The organism is Olleya sp. Ti.3.14 (genome assembly GCF_038154885.1).
Classification (GTDB): domain Bacteria; phylum Bacteroidota; class Bacteroidia; order Flavobacteriales; family Flavobacteriaceae; genus Olleya.
In genome coordinates, this window is record NZ_JBAKAO010000002.1 from 1 (window position 1) to 23,890 (window position 23,890).

The 23,890-nt window shown below is 32.6% G+C and carries 16 protein-coding genes; 9 read left to right on the top strand and 7 right to left on the bottom strand.

Features of this window, described 5'->3' with window-relative positions; translation table 11 throughout:
* Window positions 1–704 (bottom strand): choice-of-anchor J domain-containing protein (locus V6251_RS04275; protein WP_341587170.1); only part of this gene is annotated, 704 nt, incomplete at its 3' end.
* A gap of 179 nt (window positions 705–883) precedes the next feature.
* On the bottom strand, window positions 884–3,235 hold the full coding sequence (gene pbpC / locus V6251_RS04280; protein WP_341587171.1) for a penicillin-binding protein 1C: 2,352 nt from the start codon (window positions 3,233–3,235) through the stop codon (window positions 884–886).
* A gap of 88 nt (window positions 3,236–3,323) precedes the next feature.
* On the opposite strand from pbpC, the gene V6251_RS04285 reads away from it, so the two are divergent.
* Window positions 3,324–5,207, top strand: coding sequence for a T9SS type B sorting domain-containing protein (locus tag V6251_RS04285; protein WP_341587172.1), 1,884 nt, complete (start codon window positions 3,324–3,326; stop codon window positions 5,205–5,207).
* Window positions 5,208–5,227: 20 nt separating this feature from the next.
* Here the strand turns inward: V6251_RS04285 and V6251_RS04290 are convergent, their stop codons facing one another.
* Both V6251_RS04290 and V6251_RS04295 read right to left on the bottom strand, forming a co-directional pair.
* Complete coding sequence (locus V6251_RS04290; protein ID WP_339808121.1) at window positions 5,228–5,701, bottom strand: hypothetical protein; 474 nt, start codon at window positions 5,699–5,701, stop codon at window positions 5,228–5,230.
* 40 nt (window positions 5,702–5,741) lie between these two features.
* Window positions 5,742–11,318 (bottom strand): alpha-2-macroglobulin family protein, encoded by a 5,577-nt coding sequence (locus tag V6251_RS04295; protein WP_341587173.1) that lies wholly within the window; start codon window positions 11,316–11,318, stop codon window positions 5,742–5,744.
* 266 nt (window positions 11,319–11,584) lie between these two features.
* Between V6251_RS04295 and amaB the strand changes: the two genes are divergently transcribed.
* The 3 genes from amaB (at window position 11,585) to V6251_RS04310 (ending at window position 14,929) form a co-directional block, all read left to right on the top strand.
* Window positions 11,585–13,138 (top strand): L-piperidine-6-carboxylate dehydrogenase, encoded by a 1,554-nt coding sequence (gene amaB / locus V6251_RS04300; protein ID WP_028283938.1) that lies wholly within the window; start codon window positions 11,585–11,587, stop codon window positions 13,136–13,138.
* Window positions 13,139–13,324: 186 nt separating this feature from the next.
* On the top strand, window positions 13,325–14,269 hold the full coding sequence (locus V6251_RS04305; RefSeq protein WP_341587174.1) for an OmpA family protein: 945 nt from the start codon (window positions 13,325–13,327) through the stop codon (window positions 14,267–14,269).
* Between the two features lie 15 nt (window positions 14,270–14,284).
* Window positions 14,285–14,929: a hypothetical protein gene (locus tag V6251_RS04310; protein ID WP_341587175.1), complete on the top strand. Its 645-nt coding sequence runs from the start codon at window positions 14,285–14,287 to the stop codon at window positions 14,927–14,929.
* Window positions 14,930–15,135: 206 nt separating this feature from the next.
* On the opposite strand, the gene V6251_RS04315 is transcribed toward V6251_RS04310, so the two are convergent.
* Genes V6251_RS04315 through V6251_RS04325 form a run of 3 tightly spaced genes read right to left on the bottom strand, consistent with a single transcriptional unit; the run spans window position 15,136 to window position 17,947 of the window.
* Window positions 15,136–16,266 (bottom strand): ATP-binding protein, encoded by a 1,131-nt coding sequence (locus V6251_RS04315; RefSeq protein ID WP_341587176.1) that lies wholly within the window; start codon window positions 16,264–16,266, stop codon window positions 15,136–15,138.
* Window positions 16,267–16,269: 3 nt separating this feature from the next.
* Entirely contained in the window at window positions 16,270–17,019 is a 750-nt protein-coding gene (locus V6251_RS04320; protein WP_341587177.1) for an SDR family NAD(P)-dependent oxidoreductase, read from the bottom strand.
* Window positions 17,020–17,071: 52 nt separating this feature from the next.
* Entirely contained in the window at window positions 17,072–17,947 is an 876-nt protein-coding gene (locus V6251_RS04325) for an aldo/keto reductase (RefSeq protein ID WP_341587178.1), read from the bottom strand.
* 160 nt (window positions 17,948–18,107) lie between these two features.
* Here V6251_RS04325 and V6251_RS04330 point away from each other — a divergent pair, with 160 nt between their 5' ends.
* From V6251_RS04330 to V6251_RS04350, 5 genes are all read left to right on the top strand, one after another.
* Window positions 18,108–19,109, top strand: coding sequence for an AAA family ATPase (locus V6251_RS04330; protein ID WP_028283944.1), 1,002 nt, complete (start codon window positions 18,108–18,110; stop codon window positions 19,107–19,109).
* 61 nt (window positions 19,110–19,170) lie between these two features.
* On the top strand, window positions 19,171–20,037 hold the full coding sequence (locus V6251_RS04335) for a DUF58 domain-containing protein (protein WP_341587179.1): 867 nt from the start codon (window positions 19,171–19,173) through the stop codon (window positions 20,035–20,037).
* A gap of 28 nt (window positions 20,038–20,065) precedes the next feature.
* Window positions 20,066–21,739 carry a hypothetical protein gene (locus tag V6251_RS04340; RefSeq protein WP_341587180.1) on the top strand — a complete coding sequence of 558 codons (1,674 nt, stop codon included), beginning with the start codon at window positions 20,066–20,068 and terminating at the stop codon, window positions 21,737–21,739.
* Window positions 21,739–22,743, top strand: coding sequence for a vWA domain-containing protein (locus tag V6251_RS04345; protein ID WP_341587181.1), 1,005 nt, complete (start codon window positions 21,739–21,741; stop codon window positions 22,741–22,743). The genes V6251_RS04340 and V6251_RS04345 overlap by 1 nt, the downstream gene beginning before the upstream one ends.
* An 89-nt stretch (window positions 22,744–22,832) precedes the next feature.
* Window positions 22,833–23,870, top strand: coding sequence for a VWA domain-containing protein (locus V6251_RS04350; protein WP_292943026.1), 1,038 nt, complete (start codon window positions 22,833–22,835; stop codon window positions 23,868–23,870).
* Window positions 23,871–23,890 lie beyond the last annotated feature (20 nt).

Sequence of the window (23,890 nt, forward strand, 5' to 3'; positions counted from 1 at the left end):
AATGTATTATCTGTTGCTGGAGAACCTGCTCCAGTTGGAGCTCCTGTTCCAGCTGGTTGAACAACTACTTCCCAAGCAGCTTCTGTCCCTCCTAAGGTCCAAGATAAATCTACAGATGTTGATGTTACTGCGTCTAAAGTAAGTCCTGAAGGGTTTGGACATGTAGCGTTGTATATAAGCACATTGTCAATTAGCCAATACCAAGCCCAAGAATCGGCATCATTATATATAAATCTAACTTGCATAGCTGTGTTAGCATACGCTGTAATATCTATATGTTGTTGGTCTGGTGCATTAAAGCCACCTATACTAGCGGTTTGATTTAATACTTCGACCCAAGTAGTACCATCAAAAACCTCAACGATAGCATTGTCTGCTCCAATATTTCTGTAATATTGGTCAAAATCTAGAAATAGTGCAGTTGCTGCCGAAGCATCAAAAACAGGAGACGTTAACGTTTCTAATAATAAAGTCCCGTTTCCGTTTGCATCACTATCTGCTATAGCTGCATTTGTGCCATCTAAGCTTGAAAAACCTCCTTGAATTCCAGAAATCCATGAATCACCTGTTGCTGCTCCTGCATCTGTTATCGTCCAGGTTGCAGGTATGGAGGCATTAAAATTTTCTTGTAAATAAGTTTGTGAATTAGCTTGCCATCCTGTTAGTAGAAATAGTAAAGCTAAAATGAACGTAGTTTTTTTCATTTTAATGAGATTGGGTGTTAGTTTATTTTTTTGAAAACCTTGCGAAAAACACAAGTTGGTTATTTAAAGGTATACTTTTATTAAGAATAATTTAACACAGATAGACGTAATGCGTTTTTTTTCGACGAAAAGAGCATTAATTGTTAAAATTGTAAGATTTATATATGGTGTTTAGAATATTATTTGGAAATTATCACGTTTCTTTTTATTTCATTGCCAAATTCATCGACTACAACAAGTGAATGTTCTCCAATTTCGGGCTTAATTGCGATATCATGAATATCTGTAGTTTGACCAATGTAAGTTTTGTCTATATACCAAAAAAGAGTGCTATTTTTTTTAGAATGTGCAACTTTTAAAACGAGTTCGTTCGTCGTTTCGTTAAAATCCTTAGGTAGATAAATAGTACTTTCATTTTTAGGATAAATAAATTGCATTGTGACTTCATTTTCACCTAAACAATCAAATCTAAAAGTTGGTAGTGATTTATAAAATGGATTCTTTTTTTTATAATAGTATTCCATTAAAGGAGGAAGTGTAAACCAAGACTGAGTGTTAATGTTGTTTAGGTCTTCGCAAGAGGTATTAACCTGATAAGTGTTTGTTTTGTCTAGGTGAATTAACTTATGATAAGGACACGGTTTTGTTTTGAGACCACTTAGTTGTACGTATTGAAGCTCTGTATCTAAACAGTTAAGCGAGGCTCTGTAGCCACTAAGTCTACAGATTCTAGTTTCTTGCATTTCATCAAAAGGTTTTTTAAACCATTGACTATTTGGAAGCGCATCAAATACGTCAAATAAAATTGGAGCTGCAGATTGTACGCCAACTAATCCTGGTCTACCTTCTCCGTCAGCATTACCTACCCAAACACCTACAACATAATCTTTGGTTGTACCAATTGCCCAAGCATCTCTAAAACCGTAGCTAGTACCTGTTTTCCAAGCGATTTGTTTAGAATTGTCAAAAAACTCCCAATTGTCATCGCCTTCTGGTCTGTTTACCTCCTTTAAACTTTGATACGTTAGATAGATTGAGGCAGCATCAAAAAGTGTTTTTTGATTAGTTTTTTTTCCAAAATCAATGGTTTGCGAGTCGTAGAAAGTAGGTTCGCAAAATTCATTAGAATAATACTCGCTTGAAGTGTCGTTAAAATGATTTATAGTAGAAGAGAACGCTGCATAACTTTTACATAAATCCCATAAATTACTTTCTGCTCCACCTAAAATTAAGGATAATCCGTAATGATTTGCATTATAGGTTATGTCTTTTAGTTTTAAATCTTTTAGATAATGATGAAATCTATCTAAACCAAACGCTTGTAACATTCTAACCGCAGGAACATTTAAAGAGCGTGATAAAGCGCGTTTTGCAGGAACAGCTCCATCAAATTCTTTATTAAAATTTTCGGGACTATAATTTCCAAATTGAGAAGGTATGTCTGCAACTAATGTGTTAGGAAGTATGTCTCCTGCATCAAGCATAGCAGCATATAAAAAAGGTTTTAATATACTACCAGTACTTCTAGGCTTGTTAATTATGTCTACATTTTTTTGATGCGCTTTATCTGTTGGAGCGTTACCAACATAGGCTAAAACTTTCCTAGTTTTAACGTCTAAAACTAAAACAGCAATGTTATATATTTCATTTTGTTTTAAAATGTTATAATGATTAAAAACAATGCTGTTTACTTGTTCCTGAAGTTGTTTTTGAATTGTTGTTTTAACTCGTTCTCCTTTATTAGTTTTTGAAATAGTTTGTAGTAAATGAGGTGCTGTTTGTGGTAATGGATATGGTTTTTGTGGCAAGATTTCAGCTAAAGAAAGAGTATAGGTTAATGAATCAATAGTATTGTTTTCTAATAATTTTTTTAATAACCTGTTGCGTTTTTCTAGTAATTTTTTTTGATTTTTACCTGGGTAAATTAGGCTTGGTGCATTGGGTAAAACAGCTAAAGTTGCGCTTTCTGCCCATGATAAATCATGAGCATTTCTGTTATAATAACGCCAAGATGCAGCATCTATACCAACAACATTTCCGCCAAAAGGCGCATGACTTGCATAAAGCGATAATATTTTTTCTTTACTATGCCTTAACTCTAATCTAGTGGCTAAAATAATTTCTTTAAACTTTTCTAAATAGGTTCTTGATTTTCCTTTTCTAGATAGTCTAATAACTTGTTGGGTAATTGTACTTCCACCACGTTTGACTTCACCAGAACTTAAGTTTTCTTTTAAGGCTTTAATTATAGAGATAGGATTAAATCCAGGATGTTTATAAAAATAGTCATCCTCAAAAGCGATGACACACGTTTTAAATTTTTCCGGAATACTATCGCTTTCTGGAAAACGCCACTGTCCATCTTTTGCTATTTGAGCACCTAATAATACATTAGTGTTACTAGTAATAACAGTTGCTGTTGGATCTTTAAAAAGAATACTTGGTAAACAAAAAAAATAGGCTACTAATAGTATAAAAAACACTATTGTTTTTTTTAAATGTTTAGAAATAATAGCAATTAACCTATACATGAGTGCTACAAAAAGGCTTTAGTTGTTTTAATAATTGTGAATTTAAAAAAATACATTTATACTTGATGATAATATCTTAATTATAAACGTGAAAAGCTACCGACTTACTGTTAATATCATTTTATTTTTGTCTCTATTTTTTGCAACTCAAAATGCAATAGGGCAGTTGGGATTTTGTAATGGTAATTCTGGAGATATTATTTTTAGTGAAACTTTTGGAACTGGAATAGGTCAAAGTGCTTTACCTGCAGGAACAACAACCTATACCTATGCTAATGGGTCTGAGCCAGAAGATGGTTTTTATACGATAAGTAATACCTCTAACTTTTTTGATTGGTTTATACTTCAAGATCATACTTTAGATGATGTTAATGGTAAAATGTTGGTAATAAACTCTGATTTTACAACAGGTGAGTTTTACCGAACAACTATTAATGGACTTTGTGTGGACACATCTTACGAGTTTTCTTCGTGGTTAGTAAATTTGACACCTTCTACCGGATTTTGCGGTTCAGGAGCTATACCTATAAATGTAAGTTTTGAGATTTGGGATAGTACAGATTCTAATTTATTAGCCTCTGGTAGTACCGGAAATCTAGGTAGTTTACCATTTCCAGAATGGTTACAGTATGGATTAGTTTTTCAGACGCTTCCTGGTCAGACTTCCGTTATATTAAAGATGAAAAATAATGGTGTTGGAGGATGCGGAAATGATCTTGCAATTGATGATATTGTTTTTAAAAGTTGTGGAGATAATATATCAATAGCAGATGCATCAGCTTCTAATATGATAAGTTTATGTAGTAGCCAAACACCTTTTAGTACGTTTTTGACAGTAACACCAGATAATAGCGTATTTAGTACTCATTTTTATCAATGGGAAGAGAGTTTAGACGGAACCACATGGACCGATATTATTGGAGAAACAACTCAAAATATAACCATAAATGGTATTACAGATACTAGGTATTATAGGAGTAAAGTAGCTGAATCTGTTGCAAACTTAAATAACAACCTATGTAATGTTGTATCAGAAGTTTTTCAGGTAGATGTAACACCACTGCCACCTGTTCCAACACTTGCGTGCTGGGAAACCGCAACTATAAATAATACGACTTGTTCATGGGATATTGTTGGTACGCAACCAATTCAGCCTATTTTAGCATGCTGGGAAACAGCGATATTTAACACCACAACTTGTACTTGGGAAGTTTCTGGTGCGCAACCATTACAACCTTCAGGATTAGAATGTTGGCAAACCACTATATTTAATACTACTACATGTGTTTGGGATATTATTGGTGACCAGCCATTTAATGAAGAAACTGAATTTGTAAATTTCTGTCAAAATGAAACGATTACTTTACAAGCCATTACAGATATAATTAGTCCAACATATATTTGGGATACAGGCCAAACGACATCGTTTTTAGAAGTAGATGCTTCTGGCGTTTATACAGTAGAAGCAACAGATGGTTGTTTAACTACCATTATAACTTTTACTGTAGCGCAATTAGAAACACCATTAATTGAGTCTGTTACACCCAACGGAAACGATATTGTGGTAAACACAAGCAATACTGGTGATTTTGAATATTCTATAGATGGTATTAACTATCAAAATACCAATGTGTTTTTTAATATTGAAGGTGGTTTGTATACTATTTATATTAAAGCCAATGGATGTAATGATATAGTGACCACATCGTTTTTACACTTTTACATACCACAATTTTTTACACCAAATAACGATACAAACAATGATACCTTTGATTTAAAAGGAATCCAATATTTTCAGTCCTCAGAGGTTTATATATATGATCGTTTTGGTAAGCTTTTAAAAAGCTCAAAAAATAAATCCTTTTCTTGGGATGGTACATTTAACGGAAGTCCAATGCCTACATCAGATTATTGGTATGTTATAATAATAGATGGTCAGCGTCGTGTTGGACATTTTACTTTAAAACGGTAAGGATTTCTGCGAAAGCAGTATTATAAATTTAAAGTTTTTAATACAGATTTAAGTTCGGTTTCTTTTTGCGTTCCAATAATAAATTTACTTCCATCTTTAAGTGTGATAGATAGTCCTTTATTACCTTTTATGTTATAAACTGTTCCGTATTTAGTCCATAATCTAATTCCCCAACCACCAACAAAACCATAGTTTACAACTTCCATGGTTTTAACATCGTTTAATTTAACCTTCTTTTTTACAAAAGGATTAAAAGACATTCTAATTTCGGAATGGTCAATTTCTGTTTTTAAACGAATTAATCCAAAAAGCCCAATAACCAAAAAAAGGATTATTGTAAAAGCAATTAAGCCTTGATTAGATAAAGGTTTGTCTCCAAAACTTTGACCAATAATTAGTTGTTTATAAATACCGTATATTGGTATTAATCCAATGCCAATTAATAGCACCCAAAGCCACCATTGGTTAAATCTTTGCACTTCTTTAAAATTCATAGTTTTAGTATTAAAAAAATACCACTTTCGTGGGAAACTTTTATTTTTCAACTTCAATCCATTGTCCTTTGTTTCTAACAAAAAAGTTGTTATCGTACATTGCTTCAGCTTGTAATCCTGGTAAATAGTATTGTCCTAAATACGAAGCATTAAGCATGACGTTAAACGTGTTGGTTTTTTTAGGTCCTAAGTCAAAATAAAAATTAACACGATCGTCTCTAATATCTGTAAACCTAGCCTGACTTGAAGTTGAAGCTCCAAAGTCTGTAAAACGTGTATTTACTATTTCCCAACCTGATGGAAAAATTTGAGTCAATGCAACGTCATTTATGTTGTAGTCTTTAGTATTAGTAATTTGTACTGTTGCAACAAAATCTTGACCTTGTTGTAGTTTGGAAACATCAATTTTATTACCCTTTAAATCTTTGTAAATTATACTTGTGGTCAGACCTCTTTGTTCTGCTAACTCTTGACCTAATGGTAGTTTTCCAGAGTTTAAAACACGTATGTAAACTATGTTTTGTTTGTTGTTTTTAACGGTTATAGTGTTGCTTCCATCGTTAATTGCTAAAGTACGTTGTGCAATAGCATTTTTAGTATCTATTGTTTCGGTTTTACCATTAATTGTGTAGCTTAATTTCATGGCTTTTCCGCCATTAGCATTAACCATTTTAGCCATAGCTAGTAAGCTATATGCAGTGGTTTGTGTACTCATCCAACGTTGATTTGATAAATCATTAGCAATAGTTTCAGATAAATCTTTAACACGTTTGTCTTTGGTTAAAATCATAGTTTCTAAAGCCATCGCTCTGTTTCTGTCAACAGATCCATAGGTGTAATAATTATATTTTTGTGGTTTAAAGTTAATATTTGCAGTACTTGACACTTGGTTGCTGGCTTCGGTTTGACCAGCTAAAGCATAAGCAGCTGCTAAACGCCATTTGGCTTCGTTAGAAATTTCTGAAAATTCGCGTAAACGATTCATAGCTCCCAAATCTGCACTTCCAGCTAATGCTAAAGTGTATAAGCGATAGGCTTGTGCTAAGTCGGAATTATATGTTCTGTAGCTTGGTCTCCAACTTTGTGCAGCTTGTTTTTGGTATTTAATCCAATTACTTTTAAAAGTTAAAGGTAGAACAAATCCTTTTTTCTCTGCTTCTAATAAGAAATGTCCAGCATAACTAGTTCCCCAATCATTAGCACTATTTTCTCCAATCCAATAGCTTAAGCCACCATTTGGTCTTTGAAAATGACCTAAACGTTTGATTCCGTTTTCTATGTTTGCTTGGATTTCTTGTTTTTTATTGAAAGGTAAATCAAAAATATCTTGTAAAAATAACTGCGGAAATACGCTTGACGTGGTTTGCTCTACACAGCCATGAGGATATTGTACTAGATATTGTAATCTTCTAGTAAAATCCATTGGAGGCAATGTTGAAAACTCAACGCTTGCACTATTTGTTCCTGTAACACCAAATGTCGAAAAGTCAATAGTTTTAGATCCATTTGAATCTAAAGTAGCATCTAAGCTTTTAGACGAAATTGGATTTACGTTTTCGACATCAATCTCTACTTTATAAGTTGAAGACTCCCCATTTCCAGTTGCAATAACTTCAACAGTATTAATGCCTTTTGCTTTACTAACATCTAATTCAAAATAAGCCATTTGCTCATCTGGACGCGCAAAAGTTAGTGTCTTAGTTTGGTCTCCAACAATTGTAATTCCGTTGCTTAATTTTAATTTAACCGAGACGTTTTTTACGTTAGGTTCCATAGCAAAAACAGTAACAGGTAGTGTTACCTTTTCTCCTGGACTTAATTTTCTTGGAAGTGTAGCTAATACCATTAAAGGTTTTTTGACCTGTACAGATTTGTCAGTGCTTCCATAAGCTTCGGTTGTGTTATTACCTGCAACAACCATAGTTCTGACTGCTCCAACGTAATTTGGTAGTTTAATTTTATGTGTTTTTCTTCCGCCTGCTTCTAACTTAAATGGTCCTAAAAATTTAACTACAGGTTTAAATCTGTTAGCTTTTTTGTTTTTTCCATCAGCTGCATTTCCATCTCCTCCAATAGCAAAAACTTGTTCTATACTTCCGCTATATGCACCAACAACATCATCAAAAACGTCCCAAGTTTTAACGCCTAAAGCCTCTCTAGCATAAAAGGATTGCCATGCGTTTGGTGTTTTAAAACGTGTTAAGTCTAAAAGACCTTCTTCCACCATAGCAATAGTATAGGTCATGGCTTTGTTATTTTTTTCTGAAACAAATACTTCAAATTCTTGTTCAGGTTTTAATACGCTTGGCATTCTTATTTCTGGCTCTAATTTGGTATTTGGATCTTCAACCAATAACGGAATTACACCAAATAAGCGTAACGGTAAATCGTTAGCTGTAGATGCATGTGGTTGTAACAATGAAATATTAATAAATACGTTTGGAGCCATCTGTTTAGTAATTGGAATGTCTACAGTCGTTTCTCCTTTTTTAGTTTTTACCCATTTAGTTTGTAAGACTTCAGATCCGTTTTCTATACTAACTAATGCGCGACCTTCTGTACCTGATGGGAATGTGATTTTTGCAGTTTCGCCAACATTATAGTTTTCTTTATCTGCAGCAAACACTAACATTTTTGCAGCTTCTTTATCTCCAGAAGGTTGACGTTTCCACCAGTCTTTATAAAAGTATGCAGTGCGACCAGTCATGTGACCAGATACAGGGTCTTTTATGGTAATATAATAACGACCACCTTCATTATCTGGCACTTTAATATTAAAGGATGTTTTACCGCTTGCATTGGTATTTACCTTACTGTTTAAAAACGGTTTATGGTAGCTGCTTGATGTATATTGTGATAGGTTGTCGTAAGACGAGTTCCACCACCAACGCCATTCTATTTTATAGACTTTAATCTCTAAATTATTGCGCTTAATTGGTTTGCCTTGATCGTTTACGGTTACTAAATCAAACGTATGATTTTCGTCTGTAAAAAAGGAACCATAAGCTTTACCTTTAGGTGATTTTAAACCAACAAATGAGTTGTATGGAGCGTAAGGCTTGGTGAAAGCATCCATTGAAAAATCGCCTCCGTTTTCAAAAGCACGAACTAAAAATTGTGCATTTAGCATACCAGGAGCATCTTGTCCAATGTTTAAGTTTTTGGTAATATTTGCTAAACCTTCGGCATCTACATTACCTTCAAATATGGTAACCTCTTCTGTATTAAAGTTTTTTGATGGATCTAAAAATTGATAATCTTCGTAATTTTTAAAACCAGAATAAGAGGTGCTAAATTTTGCTTTAATTTCGGCTTTTACATTTTTAGCTGGAGCACCATGTAGCCAATTTACAGCTAGTTTTCCGTTTAATGGCGTGTTAGATTTAAGTATATCGTCTTCAAAATCTATTTTAATTTTAAGGCGATTAGGTTTTACAGTTTCGACTTTAAGTCCTTTATAAAATGTTGCTCCTCCAACGCTAACTTTTGCATTCCAGTTTCCTGTTTTGTCTTCAGTAGCAGTTGGGATATTAAATTGATAAAAATTATTTAAGCCTTGATTACTTATATTCTTATAAGCTAATTTGCCATTAGCATCGGTTACTTCTAATTTTACGGGATGTCCTTTTGGTAGCTTGTTTGCTATGTCATTTAGCATAAAAGTTAAATGAATAGAATCTCCTGGTCGCCAAACGCCTCTTTCGGTATAAATATAACCTTTTAGCCCACGTTGTAATGTTGCTCCTGAAACATCAAATTTACTAAGTGATAGCGAGTTTCCGTCGCGTAATTTCACGTAAGTGTTATTATTACCTTTAGACACTATTGCAAAAGCAGCTAACTTATCTGTTTTTATTTTTGCTAATCCATCGTTATCGGTATTAGTAGTTGCTAATTCTTGTTGTTGGAAATTATATAATACCACTTTAGCAGCAGGTTCTGGATTAGTGCTAAGTATATTGGTTACTGCAAAATGGTAGGTGTTACCAGCGCCTTTTTTTACAATAGCTCCTAAATTAGAACCAATTAAGTTTTGCGAAATCACCTTATTATTATAGTAAGCATCATTGCAAGGATTGTTGCGTTCTCTCCAATTATAATTATTGTCGCGATAGCTGTAAGTGATATTGTCCCAATATTCTTCTTCTCTTAAATCTTCGTCTTCTGTGGATGTGTAAGTATAATCTCCACCACCATAATAATAGTCGTCTTCATAATAGTAGTCATCCTCATAATAGTCCTCTTCATCATTGTTACTGACATTTGCATTGGCGTCACAATCGTACAACGAGTATGCTTTTTTATAATCTAACTCTACGCGATAAATTGCGCCTGGATCTGATTTTATATATTTAGAAAGATCAATGCTATATGTTTTCCATTTTCCATCATTTTCTATTGGGTTTTCAATTAGTTTTATGGTGTGTTTAGCAATACGACGACCAACACGTCTTATTTGGTTTTGATTATTACTTTCTAGAGTATTGTCTTGTAAGAATTGTAAGATATTATCTTCAAAAATTTTGATTACTCTAACGTCTACAGCGCTTAAGTTTACAGCTTCAAAATTGAATTTTAACTCTTGCGAATCTGGTAAAATTACACCACTATTAATTAGTTTAACTTGAGGTTTGACGTCTTCAAAAGCAATAGTCTCGCTAAATGGTGTTCTTAGTTTGTAATCGTCCACGTTTTTTATGCCTTGAAAAACATCGACTTGTACATTACCTGTAATTTTTGATTCAGGATAGGCTTTTAACACGTTTCCGTTTACTATAAATTTAGGGTTTTTGCTATTTTGGATAGTGACTAAACCATCAAAATTTTGCTGTTTTTTAATTGGGTCAGAAAAGTTAATTGATAAATATTGTTCTGGTGTCTGAATAACGTTTACAGACATGATTTTAAAATTATTTTTTCCAGGAATTGGAAATGTATTTTCTCCAGAGTTGTCTGCTTTTATTGCATTACCATTCCATTTAATTAAAATTTCAGAATCTTCAACTAAACGATTAATACTATCTATTTTAAATTCAAAATATTTTGAAGGCTGGCTCTTTTCGTTCCATTCAATTTTTAAGTCTTTTCCTTTTTGCGTTGCGCTAATTAGTTGTTTGGCTTGTTGTAACGTAATAATGTCAGATGCTTTTGCTACACCTAAAAGATATTGCCACTCCTTAGAGTAAGATTGTAAATCGTTAGTTTCAACAATAAAATTTGGAGTAATAGTTTTAAACTGAAACGTATAGCTGCTAAATTGTTTTGGAAGGTCTTTATATAATTCCCCTAAATTAATTGTCGCTGCATATTCTGTATCTGGTTTCAGGTTTTCATCAGGAACAAATCTTAAGGAGTGATCGTTTATTACAACAATTTTACCTTCAACGTAAGGTGAAATTTTAAACACATTTTTATCTAGCACTTGGTCAGGTTGCCATCCGTCTACCACTTTTGCTAAATTAATATTAATATTATCTGCCACAGACACACGTCCTGACGTTGTAAAACTAATGTAATCTCTAAATTTAAAAAGGTTATCCGTTTCAGTGACTTCTTTTTTACAAGAAGTAGCTAGTATAAACACGAAAAACAAGATTGATAGCGATTTTAATTTCATGGTAAATAGTATTATGTATCGTTTTATAGATGTAAGATCAATTGATGAGAAAAAAAACGTGATGTCTAGTTTTTATATCAAAAACTGATGTTAAAGTTATTGCAAATTTTGAATTTTAAGGCATTAATCACAGACAATTATTAATTATTTTCAATCTATTTTTTTGAATAAAAGCTTAACAGTATTATAAGACAGGACGTATTTTAAAACGAAGAAATATTAGTATATTCGCTAAAAATTAAATAATTCGTAAAAATTAAAGAAATATGCAAGCAGTTTCAACTGATTTCGGAATAAAAGAAGCTTTACAACAGTTAGGCTTAAAAGATATAAATGAAGGGACTTCAACAGGGTCTAATAATTTTGGAAGTGGAGATTTAATCGCTTCATATTCTCCTACTGATGGTAAATTAATAGGAAAAGTGTCTACAACAACTAAGGAAGATTACGAAAAAGTAATCACTACAGCGACAGAAGCTTTTAAAAGCTTTAGAGCGATGCCTGCACCACAAAGAGGTGAAATTGTAAGACAATTTGGTAATAAATTAAGAGAATTAAAAGAACCTTTAGGGAAGTTAGTCTCTTACGAGATGGGTAAATCTTTACAAGAAGGATATGGTGAAGTACAAGAGATGATTGACATCTGCGATTTTGCAGTAGGATTATCAAGACAACTTAATGGACAAACAATTCCGTCTGAACGTCCAGGACACGTAATGCGCGAGCAATGGCACTCTTTAGGTGTTGTTGGAATCATCTCAGCATTTAACTTTCCTGTAGCAGTTTGGGCCTGGAACACAGCTTTAGCATGGGTTTGTGGTGATGTATGTATCTGGAAAGGCTCAGAAAAAGCACCACTTTGCTCTGTAGCTTGTCAAAATATAATTGCAGAAGTTTTAAAAGACAACAATTTACCAGAAGGTATTTCTTGTATTATTAATGGAGACTACAAAGTAGGAGAGTTTATGACAACAGATCATAGAATTCCGTTAATATCTGCAACAGGATCTACTAGAATGGGACGTATTGTTGGAGCAACAGTAGCAGAGCGTTTTGGAAAATCGTTATTAGAATTAGGAGGAAACAACGCCATCATTATTACACCAACAGCAGATTTAAAAGTAGTTGTTCCTGGTGCTGTATTTGGAGCAGTTGGTACTTGTGGTCAACGTTGTACATCAACAAGAAGACTAATCATTCACGAATCAGTTTACGATAAAGTAAGAGATGCTATTGTTGGTGCTTATGGGCAATTAACAATTGGTAATCCTTTAGATGAAAAAAATCACATTGGACCATTAATCGATAAGGATTCAGTAAATACGTATTTAGCTGCAATTGAAAAAGCAAAAGCGGAAGGAGGTAACGTACTAGTAGAAGGAGGCGTTTTAGAAGGTGAAGGTTATGAGTCTGGATGTTATGTTAAGCCAGCTATAATTGAAGCAGAAAACAGTTTTGAAATTGTACAACACGAAACTTTTGCACCAATTTTATATTTAATGAAATATTCTGGTGAGGTTGAGAACGCAATTGCTGTTCAAAACGGAGTAGCACAAGGATTATCGTCTGCAATCATGACTAACGAAATGAAAGAAGCAGAAAAATTCCTATCCTTTGCAGGATCTGATTGCGGAATAGCAAACGTAAACATTGGAACATCTGGAGCAGAGATTGGTGGTGCTTTTGGAGGAGAAAAAGAAACAGGTGGTGGACGTGAGTCAGGATCTGATGCTTGGAAAGTATACATGAGAAGACAAACAAACACAGTAAATTATTCAGACGAATTACCTTTAGCTCAAGGTATTAAGTTTGATTTATAATAATTATTTTTTCGCTTTCGCGGAAATTAAGCCACATCGAAAGATGTGGCTTTTTTTTGTTTTAAGCTAACTTTTTACGTCGTTGGTCGATTTTTAATGGTCTATATTTCATTTAGTTAAGATAAATGTTAAAAGATTTTTAATTTTTTAATAACTTGATAGTCATTAACTTAAAACCAAACCATAATGAGTAAAAAAACCGGTTATCTTCTGGGTATTTTGCTGACCATTATCTTAGGTACAATTTTGTACTGGTATTTATGTTGTAAACCATGTCTTGAAGCAGATAAATTTGCTATAGATAATACAACAGATACAGAGGATGTTTCAGTAAAAACAGATCAAAAAACAGCAACCATTAATGCATTTACAGTAAAAGATGTTAATGGTGATTTAGATTTTCAAATTAATGATAATTTAAACTTTAAAACCTCAAGCCCTTTAATTATTGATTCTATCGCATCCACTGTGGATGAAGGCGCAAATAAACTTATCGCGTATTACAATAGTAATCCTAATAAACTATTAAATATTTATGGTCATTACCGTAGTGATGAGGTTAATAACTCTGTATTTTCAAATTTAGGTTTAGCACGTGCCAATGCTGCAAAAAATTATTTTGTATCAAAAGGTATGGCTTCAAAAAATATTAATACTTACGGTAAATTGGATGATAATTTTAACGCTAATACAGAAGGTGTTCTGCAAGGACCATTAAGTTACGAGGTAAAGACTATTGCTGCAGGAGACACAAGTATTGAGGAGTATACCAAAAAGTTAGGAGACACCATAAAAGCAGATCCTTTAATTTTATACTTTGATACTGCTCAAGCGACCATTAGTTTGTCGGATAGTCAAAGACTAAAAGTTTCAAATATGGTAAAATATATAGATAAGGTTGATGGTGCATTAATTACTGTTACTGGCTTTACAGATAATACTGGCAGTCGACCAACTAACATAAAATTAGGGCAAGGACGCGCTGATTTTACAAAACAATATTTAGTCCAAAATGGAATAGACAGTAGTAAAATACAGTCATTTTCCAAAGGTCCAGATTTACCTATTGCAGATAATGCTACAGAAGAGGGTCGCGCAAAAAATAGAAGAGTAGAAGTAACCATTAACTAACAAAAAATAAAAATTATGAATGTATTATTAACTATAAGTATTCCATGCTGGTTAATCCCATTATTAGTAGGAGCAATATGTGCAATATTAGGCTATTTATTAGGTCGTTTATTTGGAGGTAGCAATCAGGATAATAGCAATAACATAGATTTAAATGTTTATAAAAATAGAATTAGCAAGTTAGAAACCGATTTAGCTGCCTGTAAAGCAAGTAAAGATGGCGTGTCACGATCGTCTGGAGCTGGTAATACCGCAACTTCATTTACTTCAAATGTAACACCATCATCAACTTCAGCAATTAAAAAAGATGTTGTAGCTAGTGCTGCTCCTATAACTCCTAAGGTAACCGATTCATCTGCTATTGCTTTTGATGCAACAGCAGCTAAAACAGCATTGGGTAAAAAAATAAAACAAGACGATTTAACTGTGGTTGAAGGTATAGGACCAAAAATTAAAGAGTTATTCCATAGTCATAACATTACTACCTGGAATGCTTTAGCAGGTTGTACAGTCCAAAAATGTCAAGAGGTACTTAAAAGTGGAGGTAAACGATTTGAAATACACAAACCAGGCACTTGGCCTAAACAAGCAGATTTGGCTGCAAAGGGATTGTGGCAAGAGTTAAAAGATTGGCAAGACCAATTAGATGGAGGAAAATAATAATTGTTTTAACAAATCAAAAAAGCCAATATTTACAATTGTAAATATTGGCTTTTAAAGTAATTTAAAACCTTATTCAATGCCGAAACTTTGTCGGGAGAATCAAGGTTTTTGTGTTAATTAATGGGTTTGCTATTGCATAATAGCTGCATTAATTAACTATTTATAGTTGTTGTTTAAGTTTACTTTAAACAATAACTTTAATCTTAATTGTATTTTACTTTGCGTAAAATACGCAAGACGTCTTTGTACTTTCTGTATATTTCTGGAAGCGGTTTTAAATATGGTTTTGCCTCATTTAATTTGTCCAAAGCTTCATGAAATAAATTCAGATAACAAATAAGATACGTATCAGGTAGGTTGTTTAGATCTTTTATTTCGTTATTATTTAAAATTTGTCCTTTTTTTAGTTTTTCTAAAATCACATTATTACTATTATATATGTGGTGTAATACCTTTTTGTCAAATTGTGGAGGATTAAATACTAAGGTAGACTCTATGTTATAACTAACATTATCATTAAAATTAATAACAGTTTTTTCTAAAGGATAATATTTATAAGAATTTTGAAGTCCTAGTTTTAAGTATTCAATAATCGTAAAAGAATCTTCATTAAAAGTAATTGCAACTTCATCTAAAGTTGAAAAAAATAAACGGACTTGCTCATTAATAAGCTCAATGTCTACTCTAGAGTAAAACGTTTCATCTTTAACTTGCTTTTTTTCGCCTGACCAACACAGTACAAAATATTCTTTAAAAACAATATAATTAGGGTTGTAGTCTTGGCGTTTTTTCATAAAATCAAAAACTCCATCTAAAGTATATTGGATGTTGTTTTGTGCGTGATTTTCTATAGCTTCTACAATCTTAGAGTTTACATCTAGTATTTCGCTGTTAAATACTTTAGGCATACTAATGCTGCCATCTCTAAAAAAGACTGATCCACCGTAATATTTCCAAATGTTTTTTCTAAGTGATGTCAAACCATTATTGGCACGTATAGTAACTAATCCAACGACTTTGTGGTCTGGTAAGTGTGGAAAAGGAATGTTCTCGTATTGTACAATTGGTGGATTTGATAAATAAGCGTTGATTAAGTTTTGGATTTTAGAATCGTCAAAAAAATCAACGCCAATTATTGTGTTATCTTCATCCTCTACGCCTATAACTATGTACGAGTTGTTTTTTGGGTTAGAATTGGATAAAGCGCAAACATGTTTTAAAAATTTAGCTTTACCTTCTTTTTGATTAATATCAATTTTTCGCTTTTTATCATAAAAACTATTCTCATCGTTATGTGCAAGTAAGTTTTTAATAAGTAAGCGTTTATTAATCATGGATTACTCTTTTTTTACAATAATTGAGGTTGCTTGAGCTGTACAAAACATTAAAACATCAGCAATGTTAACATGTGCTGGACGTGATACTGCAAAATAAATAACCTCTGCTAAGTCTTCTGGCTGTAGCGCTTTGTAGCCTTTGTATACATTATCTGCTTTGGCGTCTCCTTTAAATCTAACCTGAGAAAATTCTGTCTCTACCAAACCAGGATTTATGGCTGTGACTTTAATGCCAAAAGGATTAAGGTCAATACGCATCCCTTCTGTAAGTGCAACAACAGCATGTTTACTTGCACAATACACATTGCCTTTAGGGTAGACTTCTTTTCCTGCAGAAGAGCCTATGTTAATAATGTGTCCAGATTGGCGAGCAGTCATTTGTGGTATAATGGCTTTGCTAACGTATAACAACCCTTTTACATTAATGTCCATCATAGCATCCCAATCGTCTAAATCGCCATCTTGTATTGGGTCTAATCCATGTGCATTTCCTGCATTATTAACTAATATGTCAATATGTTTAAATGTTTCTGGTAAACTATTAATTGCCTTAAATACTTCTTTTTTGTCTCTAACGTCAAAATTTAACGTGTAGACATTAGTTTGTTTTTCTAAAGCTTTTTTAATGGTGTCTAATCTTTCTTGACGACGTCCACAAAGAATTAAGTTAATACCTTGTTTTGCAAATTCATGAGCTGTTGCACGACCTATTCCGCTAGTTGCTCCTGTTATTAATGCTGTTTTATTCATTTAATTATGTCTTGTTTAAGCAATTATTTGTTTTTAGTTTTTGATCTTGTTTTTAAGGTACTTTATGTCCTTGACTGGCTACCAAAATTAAAAACCAATCTTCTAATTCTAAATTTATTTTTGTTGCTGCAATTGCGCCAGATAATCTGTTGCTATTTGTGGTGCCAACTACAGGTGTGATGTTGGCAGGATGTTTTAATATCCAAGATAAAAGTAATTGATCTTCAGTAGTATTGTATTTTTGCGATAATACTGCTAATTGTTTATGTATTCTTCTTGTTTGTTCTGTGTCTTCCTTAAAAGTTATACCTAAAGGGGACCAACACATAGGTTTGATATTGTTTAGTAGCATGTCATCCAATGTGCCATCATGCATTGCTGTATGATGAGTCAGAGAAAATTCGATTTGATTTACAGAAACATCAATTTTTTGAGATAATAAATTGGTTTGAGAAGGTGTAAAATTAGAGACTCCAAATTCTTTTATTTTACCTTGTTGTTTTAGTGTTGTAATAGCTTCAGCTACTTCGTCAACTTGTAATAAAGGACTAGGTCTGTGCAGTAATAATAAATCTAAATAGTCCGTTTTTAAGTTTTTTAGGGATTGCTCTGCAGACCAAATTATATAATCCTTGCTATAATTATAATGTTTAACTTTTAATTGCGGACGTGCATTGCCAATATACTCTATTCCACATTTAGAAATTAATTGTATCTGGTCTCGGTCTATATTGCTTTCCGCGAAAGCGTTACCAAACTCAGCTTCTGTTGTATAATCGCCATAAATATCTGCATGGTCAAATGTAGTAATCTGATTATTAATACAATGGTGCATTAATTTGATGTATTCAGTTTTACTTAATTGTTTTCCCCATTTTCCCCAAGTCATGGTTCCAGCAATTACTTTAGAGTACTTATTTTTTGTCATAGTTTAAAATCTTCAATAAAAGTAAAACATAAATTACTCTTAAAAGTCTAATAAACACCCTATTTTTAACCAATTATTAACACGATTGCAATAAAAAAATTAACAATTTGCACCACTTGAATTAGAATAGATAGTTCATTGCCTTTAAAAATATTACATAATGGAACAAACAAGTACAATTGATATTAAATCGATTAACGAGAAAATTGAAAAGGAAAGTGCATTTGTAGATTTACTAATGCTTGAAATGAATAAAGTTATCGTTGGACAAAAACACATGGTCGAGCGATTATTAATTGGACTATTAGGACAAGGACACATTTTGTTAGAAGGTGTACCTGGTTTAGCAAAAACATTAGCTATTAATACATTATCTCAGGCTATTGATGCTAGTTTTAGTCGTATACAATTTACACCAGATTTATTACCGTCCGATGTTGTTGGTACCTTAATTTTTAATATGAAAGAGAATGATTTCTCTATCAAGAAAGGGCCAATCTTTGCTAATTTTGTGTTAGCGGATGAGATTAACAGAGCACCTGCAAAAGTACAATCTGCTTTGTTAGAAGCCATGCAAGAAAAGCAAGTGACCATTGGAGACGAAACCTTTAAATTAGATAAGCCATTTTTAGTAATGGCAACTCAAAACCCAGTAGAACAAGAAGGGACGTATACTTTGCCAGAAGCACAGGTGGATCGTTTTATGCTAAAAACGGTTATAGATTATCCTAAACAAGCCGAAGAGCAACTAATTATGCGTGCTAATTTAAAAGGTAATTGGGACAAGGTAAATCCTGTCGTATCTGTAGCGCAAATATTAAAAGCGCAGGAAGCAGTTAGAGAAGTCTACATGGATGAGAAAATTGAAAAATATATCTTAGATATTATTTTTGCGACACGTTATCCAGAAAACTATAAACTAGCAGATTTAAAACCGTTAATTAGCTTTGGTGCTTCACCACGTGGAAGTATTAATTTAGCAACAGCAGCAAAATGTTATGCATTTATAAAGCGTCGTGGTTATGTAATACCAGAAGATGTGCGTGCTGTAGTGCATGATGTGTTGCGTCACAGAGTTGGAATTACCTATGAGGCTGAAGCCGAAAATGTAACATCTGTAGATATTATTAATAAAATAGTTAACGAAATTGAAGTTCCATAATTGAGTTATTACTAATTTTTTTTAATTGTAAACTCAAGACTGCATACTGCATACTTAAAAAATGGATACTAAAGAATTACTAAAAAAAGTACGAAAAATAGAGATTAAGACACGTCGTTTGTCTGATCATATATTTGGTGGAGAGTACCACTCAACCTTTAAGGGTCGAGGTATGACTTTTTCTGAAGTAAGACAATACCAATATGGTGATGATGTTAGAAACATAGATTGGAATGTTACTGCACGTACCAATCAACCACATATTAAAGTTTTTGAAGAAGAAAGAGAATTGACCATGATGTTAATGGTTGATGTCTCTGGATCAGAATTATTTGGTACAGAAAACCAATTTAAAAGTGAAATTGTTACCGAAATTGCTGCAACATTAGCCTTTTCTGCAACGCAAAATAACGATAAAATTGGATTGATTTTATTTTCCGATCAAGTCGAATTATATATACCACCCAAAAAAGGACGTTCTCACGTTTTACGAATCATAAGAGACTTAATAGAATTTGAGCCTAAAAGCAAACAAACCAATATTGTTGAAGCTTTAAAGTTTTTACGTAGCGTGATGAAAAAGAAGGCGATTGTGTTTGTAATGAGTGATTTTATTGCTGACGATTACCAACAAACCCTTAAAATAGCTGCAGGAAAGCATGATATTACAGGGATTAGGGTTTTTGATAAACACGAGGCTAGTATTCCTAATTTAGGAATGGTGCAGATGGAAGATGAAGAAACTGGCGAATTAATGTTAGTAAATACAGGATCAAAATCAGTAAGACATAATTACGCTAAGTTTTATAACCAGAAAGTAGTCTATTATAAAGATAGTTTTGCTAAATCTGGAGCAGGTAGTTTAGCTTGCAGAACAGATGAGAGTTATGTAAAAAAACTATTAGGTTATTTTAAAACTAGAGGATAATTAATTAGAGTAAAGTAAAAACTTAACAGTGAGCACAAAAATAAATTATAATAGGTTGGGTACAATTAAGACTATAAGCATAGGTCTTGTTGCTTTTACCTTTTTGCTTTTACCATTCATTTCTTTTTCACAAGTTAAAGCTACAATTGATTCTACTTCCATTAAAATTGGCCAACAAATTACTTATAAGATTGAGGTAGAAACTGATACTTTAAATAGCGTAGTGTTTCCGGTTGGTCAAACTTTTATGCCTTTAGAAATGATTGAGGCCTATAAAACAGATACAACAAAGCAACAAGCTAAATATAAGCTGATTAAAAAATATGGATTAACCCAGTTTGATTCTGGTCAATACGTTATTCCTAAACAAAAAATAATTATTGCAGGTAAGCAATATATAACAGACTCGTTATTAGTTACAGTTAACAACATAGTTGTAGACACAACAAAACAAAAATTATTCGACATCAAACCTATGATAGCGGTTGAAAAACCAGCTAGTGATTGGTGGAAGTATGTTTTATTAGCACTAGTAATAGTAAGTCTAATTGGATTTTTAATTTACTGGTTTGTATGGCGTAAAAAACCTTTAACAGAAGAGGAGCAAATAGCTTTACTACCACCTTATGATAGAGCAAAATTAGCTTTACAAAAATTAGACGAGAGCAATTACCTGGCTTATGATAAATACAAAGAGTATTACTCAGAGTTAACCTTAGCAATCCGTAAATATTTAGACGAAAAAGTTTACGACAGAGCTTTAGAAAGCACCACAGACGAACTAATTACACGTTTAGAAGTATTAAGTGATGGTAATCAAATTGAATTAACAAAAGACCATATTAAAAAAATCGAATCGGTTTTAAAACGTGCCGATTTAGTAAAGTTTGCAAAGTCTGCTCCAGATGTAGAGTTAGCAAAAATTGATAGAACAGTAATTGATCAAGAAATTGATTATGTAAAAGAAGCGTTACCAGAAGCTTCAGAAGAAGAAAAACTTTTAGATTTAGAATATAAAAAACAACAAGAAAAAAAGGAGTTTCGTCAAAAAATATGGGTGACTATCGCTGCCATTATTTTTATGTTGGGACTAACATTTGCAGCATTTAGTTACAGGTATGGTTTTAATTATGTCGTAGACACTATTTTTCAAAAGGACACAAAACAATTATTAGAAGGTGGTTGGGTTGACAGTGATTACGGTTTTCCGCCAATAACTATATCTACTCCAGAAGTTTTAAAGCGTGATGAAGTAGTAATACCAGACGATTTAATCGATAAAATAAAAATCTCTAGTTTTAAATATGAACTAGAAGATAAGTTTACGGTAGATATCACATCTACAGTAGTTAAAAGCACACAAGATCAAGAAGATGCACCTTCTCCAGAAACTAATGTATTAAAAGCTATTGAAGATAATTTAAAAGCTATTGAAGCAGATGGTGGAAGAAACATAATTTCTAACAAAGACAAGTTTAAAACTCCAAATGGAGCAGAAGGAGTTAAAACATCCGGAACATTTGATTATCCAATAGATGACGATAAAGAGGATTATGTAAATGGACAATTTGTAATTTTAAGTTTTGCAAATAAAGATGTAACTCAGCAAATATTAATTACATATTTGAAGGATGATATTTATTTAGACCAAGTTGTAGAGCGTGTTTTAGCGTCTATAGAACTTAATCAAAAAGAAGACTAATGTTAGACGGAATTACATTTTTAAATAAAGAATTTTTCTGGCTGTTACTGGCATTACCATTAGCAATAGTTTGGTATGTTTTTAAGCACAAACAGCAAAACGCACAACTAAAAATATCTAGCCTTAAAGGGTTTAAAATTACTAATTCTTGGCTGCCAAAATTAAAACATTTACTATTTGCTTTGCGCCTTTTGGCTTTAGGTGTTTTAATAGTTGCATTAGCAAGACCACGCACATCAGAGACTAACACAAAAACCAAAACAACTAGAGGTATAGATATTGTTATGGCAATTGACGTATCTGCAAGTATGTTAGCAAAAGATTTAAAACCTAACAGGTTAGAAGCGCTAAAAAATGTGGCTTCGAAATTTATAAAAGGAAGGCCAAATGATAGAATTGGTTTGGTGGAATATGCAGGAGAAAGTTACACAAAAACACCAATTACTAGTGATAAGTCAATAGTTTTAAATTCACTTGAGGATATTAAATACAATACCATCATAGAAGGTGGTACAGCAATTGGAATGGGATTAGCAACAGCTGTTAACAGATTAAAAGATAGTAAAGCTAAAAGTAAAGTCATTATACTATTAACAGATGGAGTCAATAATTCTGGTGTGTTAAATCCAAAAATTGCTAGTGAGCTGGCTGTAGAGTTTAATATAAAAGTATATACTATTGGTCTTGGTACTAATGGTATGGCTCTGTCACCAGTGTCTGCATTGTCAAATGGTAGGTTTCAGTATGATAGAGTCCAAGTAGAAATTGATGAAGATTTACTAAAAGATATTGCTAAAGTTACTGGAGGACAATATTTTAGAGCTACTAATAATCAAAAATTAGAGCAAATCTATACTGAAATTAATAAGCTTGAAAAAACAGAAATTGATGAAATTAAATTTACAACTTACCAAGAGCATTTTAGACCCTTTGTTTGGATTGCAGGACTGTTATTGTTAATTGAGTTTTTAATCAGAATAACACTATTTAGAAGCTTTGTATAAATTATCAGTATAAAGCAATTGTAAAAAGTTTAAAATAAAAAGATAGTTGGCATAAATAGTAATGTTGGTTAGCTTAAAATAAAAAATAAATGTTTCAATTAGAAGAAAAAATATGGTTTTGGACACTACTGGTAATTCCAGTATTAGTGCTCTTCTTTTTATTGCTACTATTATGGAAAAAGCAAACACAAAAAAGATTTGCAAACGCAACGCTTTTAAAACGACTTAGTCCTAATAAATCAATATTTAAATCGGTATTAAAATTAGTGGTTTTATGCTTGGCTTTTGCTAGTTTAACCTTAGCTTTAGTAAACCCTAAAGTTGGTACAAGTCTAGAGACTGTAAAACGAGAAGGTGTAGATATTGTGTTTGCGGTAGATGTTTCTAAAAGTATGTTGGCAGAAGACATTAAGCCAAACAGATTAGAAAAATCACAACAATTAGTCTCTAAAATTATTGATAAACTAGGTAGCGATCGTGTAGGTATTATCGCTTACGCAGGAAAAGCATTTCCGCAATTACCAATAACAACAGACTATTCTGCAGCAAAAATGTTTTTGCAAAATCTAAATACAGATATGCTATCCTCTCAAGGTACTGCAATTAATGAGGCAATTAACCTTGCAAAAACCTATTATGACGATGACCAACAGACAAATCGTGTTTTAGTAATTTTGTCTGATGGAGAAGACCATAGTGAAGCTGCAGTGCAAGTTGCAGAAGAAGCAAGTAAAGAAGGCATAAAGATATTCACAATTGGTGTTGGAGACGTTAATGGAGGACCAATACCTTTAAGACGTAACGGAGTCCTACTTAACTATAAAAAAGATAAGCAAGGCGAAACCGTTATTACTAAACTAGACGAGGACACTTTAAAAAACATAGCTAATCAGGCAAATGGTACTTACATAAATGGTGCGATAACAGACAAAGTTGTAAATCAAATGACGGACATTTTAAATAAAATGGATAAAACAGAATTTGAAGCTAAGCAAGTCGCTAATTTTGAAAGTAGATTTCAATGGTTTTTAGGTTTAGCTATCTTACTACTTTTTATAGATATTTTCTTGTTAGAAAGAAAAACAGCTTGGCTGAAAAAATTAAATCTATTTAACGAGAATTTATAAAACCCTTAACATCAACAATT

What these genes read in the sequence shown, in the direction of transcription:
- V6251_RS04325 (WP_341587178.1), bottom strand. Translation starts at nt 17,947, where the DNA reads ATGACAAAAAATAAGTACTCTAAAGTAATTGCTGGAACCATGACTTGG.
- V6251_RS04330 (WP_028283944.1), top strand. Translation starts at nt 18,108, where the DNA reads ATGGAACAAACAAGTACAATTGATATTAAATCGATTAACGAGAAAATT.
- pbpC (WP_341587171.1), bottom strand. Translation starts at nt 3,235, where the DNA reads ATGTATAGGTTAATTGCTATTATTTCTAAACATTTAAAAAAAACAATA.
- V6251_RS04335 (WP_341587179.1), top strand. Translation starts at nt 19,171, where the DNA reads ATGGATACTAAAGAATTACTAAAAAAAGTACGAAAAATAGAGATTAAG.
- V6251_RS04310 (WP_341587175.1), top strand. Translation starts at nt 14,285, where the DNA reads ATGAATGTATTATTAACTATAAGTATTCCATGCTGGTTAATCCCATTA.
- V6251_RS04295 (WP_341587173.1), bottom strand. Translation starts at nt 11,318, where the DNA reads ATGAAATTAAAATCGCTATCAATCTTGTTTTTCGTGTTTATACTAGCT.
- V6251_RS04350 (WP_292943026.1), top strand. Translation starts at nt 22,833, where the DNA reads ATGTTTCAATTAGAAGAAAAAATATGGTTTTGGACACTACTGGTAATT.
- V6251_RS04315 (WP_341587176.1), bottom strand. Translation starts at nt 16,266, where the DNA reads ATGATTAATAAACGCTTACTTATTAAAAACTTACTTGCACATAACGAT.
- V6251_RS04320 (WP_341587177.1), bottom strand. Translation starts at nt 17,019, where the DNA reads ATGAATAAAACAGCATTAATAACAGGAGCAACTAGCGGAATAGGTCGT.
- amaB (WP_028283938.1), top strand. Translation starts at nt 11,585, where the DNA reads ATGCAAGCAGTTTCAACTGATTTCGGAATAAAAGAAGCTTTACAACAG.
- V6251_RS04345 (WP_341587181.1), top strand. Translation starts at nt 21,739, where the DNA reads ATGTTAGACGGAATTACATTTTTAAATAAAGAATTTTTCTGGCTGTTA.
- V6251_RS04305 (WP_341587174.1), top strand. Translation starts at nt 13,325, where the DNA reads ATGAGTAAAAAAACCGGTTATCTTCTGGGTATTTTGCTGACCATTATC.
- V6251_RS04290 (WP_339808121.1), bottom strand. Translation starts at nt 5,701, where the DNA reads ATGAATTTTAAAGAAGTGCAAAGATTTAACCAATGGTGGCTTTGGGTG.